The 6990-nt window shown below is 40.7% G+C and carries 5 protein-coding genes; 2 read left to right on the plus strand and 3 right to left on the minus strand.

All coding sequences use genetic code 11. The features are described from left to right. Nucleotides 1-26: 26 nt before the first annotated feature. Complete coding sequence (gene asmA / locus V2H77_RS07690) at nt 27-1859, plus strand: outer membrane assembly protein AsmA (protein WP_341498339.1); 1833 nt, start codon at nt 27-29, stop codon at nt 1857-1859. A 271-nt stretch (nt 1860-2130) separates the two neighbouring features. Here the strand turns inward: asmA and V2H77_RS07695 are convergent, their stop codons facing one another. Then, on the minus strand, nt 2131-2568 hold the full coding sequence (locus tag V2H77_RS07695; RefSeq protein WP_265380785.1) for a GNAT family N-acetyltransferase: 438 nt from the start codon (nt 2566-2568) through the stop codon (nt 2131-2133). A gap of 271 nt (nt 2569-2839) precedes the next feature. Then, entirely contained in the window at nt 2840-4411 is a 1572-nt protein-coding gene (locus V2H77_RS07700; RefSeq protein WP_341498340.1) for a TerC family protein, read from the minus strand. A 245-nt stretch (nt 4412-4656) separates the two neighbouring features. Between V2H77_RS07700 and gndA the strand changes: the two genes are divergently transcribed. Next, entirely contained in the window at nt 4657-6063 is a 1407-nt protein-coding gene (gndA, locus tag V2H77_RS07705) for an NADP-dependent phosphogluconate dehydrogenase (protein WP_341498341.1), read from the plus strand. Nucleotides 6064-6243: 180 nt separating this feature from the next. On the opposite strand, the gene V2H77_RS07710 is transcribed toward gndA, so the two are convergent. Continuing rightward, on the minus strand, nt 6244-6990 hold a 747-nt coding region (locus tag V2H77_RS07710; RefSeq protein ID WP_341498342.1), incomplete at its 5' end, for a beta/gamma crystallin domain-containing protein.

Raw genomic sequence — 6990 nt, forward strand, 5'->3', positions numbered from 1 at the left:
GTTTTGACAAAAAAGCTGAGGAAGTCATGAAGAGATTACTGACGACACTGATTATTTTGCTGGTTGTGATTATTACCGGTCTGGCAGCATTAGTCATGTTAGTAAATCCGAATGACTTTCGTGCTTATATGGTCAAGCAGGTGCAAAAGAAGAGCGGCTACCAACTCGTCCTGCAAGATGGTATGCGCTGGCATGTCTGGCCAAAATTGAGCATCATTTCCGGGCGCATGTCATTAACGGCGCCAGGCGCGGCGCAGCCAACAGTGACGGCGGAAAATATGCGTCTTGATGTGGAGTTGTGGCCGCTTCTTTCTCATCAGCTTGCCGTTAAAGAGGTGATGTTGAAAGGGGCGATATTGAGAGTCACCCCGGAGAGTCAGTCTCAGAAAAAAGAGAATACGCCTATTGCGCCAACAGGGAGTACAGCCAATCTTGTTGCGAAGGATGAAGGTTGGAAGCTTGATATCGCCAGAATTAAGGTCGCGGATAGTTTGCTTATTTGGCAACGTGGTGAGCATGATCAGTTAAATGTCCGCGATATTAATCTGCTTATGGAGCGGGATAACCAAAACTATATCAGCGTGGAGTTAAGTAGCAAAGTCAGTAAGAATCAGCAAGACTTGGCTTTTCATCTTAGCGCTGATGTCGATATTACTGATTATCCCTATCGTGTTGCTGGCAATATTGACTCTTTTGATTATCAACTCCAGGGCGCGGGTATCCCTACGGGAGGAATTAGCGGTTCAGGAAAAGTACATGCTGTTTATCAAAAAGAGACGACAGATGGACCGCAAATAATTTCTTTACAGACGTTAAGTTTCACGGCTAATGAGAGTGAACTGCACGGCAGTATAAAAGCAATGTTGGGGGCTCACGCGGATTATCAGATAGATTTATCTGCCCAAAAACTGAATTTAGATAATCTGATGGGATGGGACTTGCTTTCTAAAGAAGGCTCAGAGGTTAAACGTTATTACCGGATGGAGAATAGTTCAGCTAAACCTGTGATCGCCGTTTCAAGCCCTGCTCAGCCTGATTATAACGTTGCATTTCTAAATGATTTTAATGCTAATGTGACTATTAATGCGGATAAATTTGTTTATCGAGGAATGGAGATCGATAATCTGATATTGAAAGCGACAAGTAATAGTGGTATTGCTGAAATTTCTACTCTGAATGGCAAATTATTTGGTGGTGATTTCTCTATTCCGGTTGTTTTAGATGCGACAGGTAGTCAACTGAAATTACATGCAAAACCTTTACTACGGAATATAGAACTGGAGCCGGTACTCAAAGCGTTTTCTTTACCACCGGCATTTAGTGGTAAATTCGATCTGAATGGGGATCTTTCTGGTAAAGGATATGATGGTTATGCTATTTCGCATATTTGGCAGGGTGATCTTAATTTCAGTTTAGTTAATGCCAAAATGTATGGATTAAATATCCCCCAATTAATCCAGCAATCCGTTGCTCGTGCAACGGATAAAGTGAATATCCCTGATAATATGGATGACTTTACCCGTGCCAAAAAGCTTGATGTTAAAGCGGTACTGAATCGAGGCGATATAAAAATCAGCCGACTTCATGCGGTATCCGATTTTCTGAATATTGATGGGCAGGGTAAGACTAATCTACTTAAACAAAATGTTGATGTCGCTTTAAAAGTACAGATAACACAAGGATGGGGCAAGGATAATGAATTGGTTAGCCGTCTGCGAAAAATGAAAGTACCACTACGGGTTTACGGTAATTGGAATAATCTGCAATACAACTTGGATATTGAGCAATTGCTACATAATGAGTTAGAGGACAAGGTAAAACGAGCTATTAACGATTGGGTTGAACGTAGCAGTAATTAGCTGTATTAACTCATGCCTGATTTGACCGCTCAATTCTGGCAGTTATTATTATGCTTAATTAGATGATTAAATGAATGCTTATATACCTAATAGATTTCGAGTTGCAGCGCGGCGGCAAGTGAACGAATCCCCAGGAGCATAGATAACTATGTGACTGGGGTGAGTGAAAGCAGCCAACAAAGCAGCAGCTTGAAAGATGAAGGGTATAGTTGTCTAAGCATAGTTGCCGGAGCAATTAATTTCAGTACAAAAGTGGATTTACGATTGTGAGTTAAATCTTAATAATTGCTAACATCTCTTCATTTTCTTCACTTATGCCGACTTCAACAAAACCAAAACTGGCGTAAAAGTTTCTTGCCACAGTATTGCTTGGCTTATAACAGATTTCTATTTCTTTTAATTCATTTGTTTGCCTAATTTCATTAAGGGCTAGCAGCATTGCTTGGCGTCCGATACCTTTGTTCTGATATTGTTGATCCACCATAAATCGCCAAATTGATGTCTTTTGATCTGTTTCAGGTACCCACATAAAAAACCCGACAGGTTTGCTGTCTAAACAAATTGCACGTGTTTGGTATGAGGGATTGAATTTTGATTCAACCAGTGACCACATGTTATTTGCGACATATTCACATTGGTCATCGGTTACTGTTAGATCACAGACATCTTCATAATTGCCTTTATCCACATCAGCGAGAGTTATATTCATATAATATCCTTTTGAATTGATGAATAACATTATCGATTGGCAAGTTTATATGAAGTTTATTGAATTGAAAAGCTATGGCTTTTTTGTTCTGAATACAAAGTTATTTCATATTGTTAGATAAATCATTAACAGTATCTGCTTAGAGTCCCACATATAGTATTGATAAAAAGGACAAAAAAATCCCGGTACAGTTTAAACTGACCGGGCTTTCTTTTGTTTCAGAGGAAAAACTCAGTGATGACAAATATGATGAGTGATCAATAACACTGAATTATTCTTGATTTTCTTCCTCTAATGCCAGAGGAGTAATTTTTACCTTATTAATTCGGTGACTGGTCACTTCCAGCGGTTCAAACAGATAATTATCAATCTGTAATTGCTCACCCTGTTGTGGAATATGTTGTGAATGTTCCATCAACAAACCGGCTAAGGTTTGATATTCACGCTTTTCATCCAGTTGCAAAGGGACATAAAGGATCAAATCATCCAGCGGCATATAACCATTGGCGATCCAACCACCATTTTCAGTCGCTTGAATATCATGGCGGGCATCAGTTTCTTCGCCAGCTACAGGTAAATTACCCGCGATAGTTTCCATGACGTCGGTTAAAGTCACCACACCTTCCACAGAACCAAATTCATCGACGACAAACGCGAAGTGAGTTTGTGCCTGGCGGAACTGCTCCAATGCTTGAAGTAATGAAAGCTGTTCAGGGAAAATCAGCGGTTGTTTTATCAGCGAGTGTAAATCAAAAGGCTGTTGGTTGAGTTGTTGATTCAATAAATCAATAACATGAACAACACCTAATGGTTCGTCACTGATATTTTCGTCTGTTACCACAATGCGTGTATGAGGACTTTTACTCAGTATTTGCGTCAGATTTTCGGTTGGCGCATGAATATCAAGGTACTCCACGTCGTGACGGGAGGTCATGATACTGTTGACGTTGCGTTGCGCCATGCCCAGAACTCTGGCAATCATTTGACGTTCTTGTGGATCAAACACTTCCTGATTATCGGAAATCAGATTAGATGTATGATTGTCCAATTCTGCATTTTCATGCTTACCACTAAGGATACGTAAAACGGCTTCCGCTGTCCTTTCACGTAGTGAACGGGAAGCAGTAAGAAATCTGCGGCGGTTAAACTGAGCAAATTGGTTTAAGGATTCAATTATAATGGAGAAGCCGATAGCGGCGTACAAGTAACCTTTGGGGATGTGATAACCAAAACCTTCGGCTACCAGACTGAAACCAATCATCAACAAGAAGCTCAGACAGAGAATAACGATAGTCGGATGAGCATTGACGAAAGTGGTCAACGGTTTACTTGCCAGTATCATCAGGAACATCGCAATGGTGACTGCCGCGATCATGATACCGATGTTGTCTACCATACCAACAGCAGTAACTACTGAATCCAGTGAGAATACAGCGTCAAGGACAATTATCTGAACGACAACTGTCCAAAATTTAGATGTTTGGCGTTGTTGTCCTGAGTGGGCATCTTTACCTTCCAGCCGTTCATTGAGCTCCATTGTCGCTTTGAACAGTAAGAAAAGACCGCCTATCAGCATAATCAGGTCGCGGGCGCTAAATGGATGTTCCCAAAGCGTAATTAATGGATGAGTTAGCGTTATCAGCCAGGAAAGACTAAAAAGCAGTACGATACGCATCAGTAACGCACAACTTAGACCTGTAATTCTTGCTTTGTCTCTTTGTTTTTCAGGAAGTTTATCTGCCAGAATGGCAATAAAGACCAAGTTGTCGATTCCGAGGACAATTTCTAGAACGATAAGAGTAACTAGTCCTGCCCATATCGTCGGATCAGCGATCCATTCCATACAGTTTTTTTTACCTTTTAATATGACGGCTCATGCCGAATAATGAATAATGGGCATTGACTCATCAAATTTCAATAGTTGATTTTTCATATGAGGAAGTTTTTTCCAAAAAATGAGGTGTAACGGTATCAATGGCACCAATAACTATCCAATAGGACTCATCCTGAGTTAACATGTGATCACATTAACAAATTGCGCACTAATTATTATTGGTGAGCAAAATTATCATCAGACAGGAGTTATTCATGTCCAAGCAGCAGATTGGTGTTGTCGGTATGGCGGTGATGGGGCGTAACCTGGCATTAAATATTGAGAGCCGTGGTTATTCCGTGTCTATATTTAACCGTTCAAGTGATAAAACTGACGAAGTGATCGCCGAAAATCCGGGGAAGAAATTAGTTCCAAGTTACACTATCGAAGAATTTGTCGATTCACTGGAAAAACCGCGTCGTATTCTGCTGATGGTTAAGGCTGGCGAAGCAACTGATAAAACTATTGCTTCACTGACTCCACATCTGGATAAAGGTGATATTTTGATTGATGGGGGTAATACCTATTTTCAGGATACTATCCGCCGTAATCGGGAACTTTCTGCTCAGGGTTTTAATTTTATCGGTACTGGGGTTTCTGGGGGTGAAGAGGGGGCATTGAAAGGGCCATCTATCATGCCTGGCGGCCAGAAAGAGGCATATGAATTAGTCGCGCCAATTCTGCAAGAGATTGCGGCTAAAGCTGAAGGTGAACCTTGTGTGGCCTATATTGGTCCGGATGGCGCCGGCCATTATGTGAAAATGGTTCACAATGGCATTGAATACGGTGATATGCAGCTCATTGCTGAAGCCTATTCTTTATTGAAGAATGCTCTGAATCTGAGCAATGAAGAACTGTCTGAGATTTTCACTGATTGGAATAACGGCGAATTGAGCAGCTATTTGATTGAAATCACGGCTGATATTTTCCGTAAAAAAGATGAAGCAGGCCAATATTTGGTTGATGTGATTTTGGATGAAGCAGCAAATAAAGGCACGGGTAAGTGGACTAGCCAAAGTTCTCTGGATTTAGGTATTCCAGTGACATTGATCACAGAATCGGTATTTGCACGTTATATCTCTTCTCTAAAAGATCAGCGAGTTGCTGCGGCTAACGTGTTGAGCGGGCCGAAAGCACAACCATTTAAAGGTGATAAGGCTGAATTTATTGAGAAAGTTCGCCGTGCGCTTTATTTGGGTAAAATTGTTTCTTATGCTCAGGGTTTTCAGCAATTGAAAGCGGCATCTGATGAGTACCAATGGGATCTCAATTACGGTGAAATTGCCGGGATTTTCCGGGCAGGTTGTATTATTCGCGCTCAATTCCTGCAAAAAATTACTGACGCATATAACGAGAATGCGGATATTGCTAACCTGTTGCTCGCGCCTTACTTTAAGAAAATTGCTGACGAATATCAGCAAGCGCTGCGTGATGTCGTCTCGTATGGGGTGCAGAATGGTATCCCAACCCCCACGTTCTCCGCTGCTATTTCTTACTACGATAGTTATCGTTCTGCTGTATTGCCCGCTAATTTAATTCAGGCTCAACGTGATTATTTTGGCGCTCATACTTATAAGCGTACTGATAAAGAGGGTGTTTTCCATACTGAATGGATGGAGTAAGCCCGATTATTATCGATTGACCAGGAGCGTGGAGAGGCCATATCAGATGTGATGTGGTTCAGTTTCCGCGATCGTCTGGGATACGCTGTTGCGGTTTTTGAACAAATGTACCGCAACGGCGTAGCTTAAATTTCAGAATATGACTTATCTGAGAGTGATGATTGTCACATTAATCCCGGATTAAGCAATAGGATCAGTACTGGTAATGTGAAAATCAAAACGATTATTTCCTACATGGACCAATTTCAAGTTCTTAGGAAAATTGAGTCCTTCATCAATAGTTGCAATGCCAATAGCATCATAAGAAAAATAGAATGACCCGTTACCAATATATTCTCCGGTGTTGACGTTTCTTACATAAATTGAAGTGACTATCTCTTTCTGTACCAATAGTTCATTAACGACAATATAGTTATCATCTGTTGTGGCGTTAACGTCGATCGTTTCTTGTTCTTCTCCATTGAATATCTTAACGGTCATGGAGAATTTTGTATCTGAATGAGTATCATCGATGATTCTTAGTGCAACCAGTTTTGTATCTTTCTGCATAATTCTGAATTTAGATAACCCTCTAATTTCTCTATCGATATCTGGATTGTCGACTACCCACTCATAATATTTGCTTTCTGGATCGTTATAATGGCGCCACGCATGGACTTTTGATAATTTACCGATTTTTACTGAACGGAATTTATCGTTAAGATTGGAAGGGAGAGAGATAATTTTATCGAGCTCTGGGTAATCATGTGATTTACCCTGATAGTTTTTCTCTTCAAAAAACGTGACGCCTGTAATTAATTCTTTTGTCATTCTTTTACTCCTTAAAGTTAATGTAAGTAAATATATATACCCTTCATCTTTCAAGCTGCTGCTTTGTTGGCTGCTTTCACTCACCCCAGTCACATCGTTATCTATGCTCCTGGGGAT

This window comes from Photorhabdus sp. P32, assembly GCF_038085095.1.
In the GTDB taxonomy this organism is placed as follows: domain Bacteria; phylum Pseudomonadota; class Gammaproteobacteria; order Enterobacterales; family Enterobacteriaceae; genus Photorhabdus; species Photorhabdus luminescens.

Bases quoted from the DNA above. Each gene is read 5' to 3' on its own strand.
- V2H77_RS07695 (WP_265380785.1), bottom strand. From the start codon at position 2,568: ATGAATATAACTCTCGCTGATGTGGATAAAGGCAATTATGAAGATGTC.
- V2H77_RS07700 (WP_341498340.1), bottom strand. From the start codon at position 4,411: ATGGAATGGATCGCTGATCCGACGATATGGGCAGGACTAGTTACTCTT.
- asmA (WP_341498339.1), top strand. From the start codon at position 27: ATGAAGAGATTACTGACGACACTGATTATTTTGCTGGTTGTGATTATT.
- gndA (WP_341498341.1), top strand. From the start codon at position 4,657: ATGTCCAAGCAGCAGATTGGTGTTGTCGGTATGGCGGTGATGGGGCGT.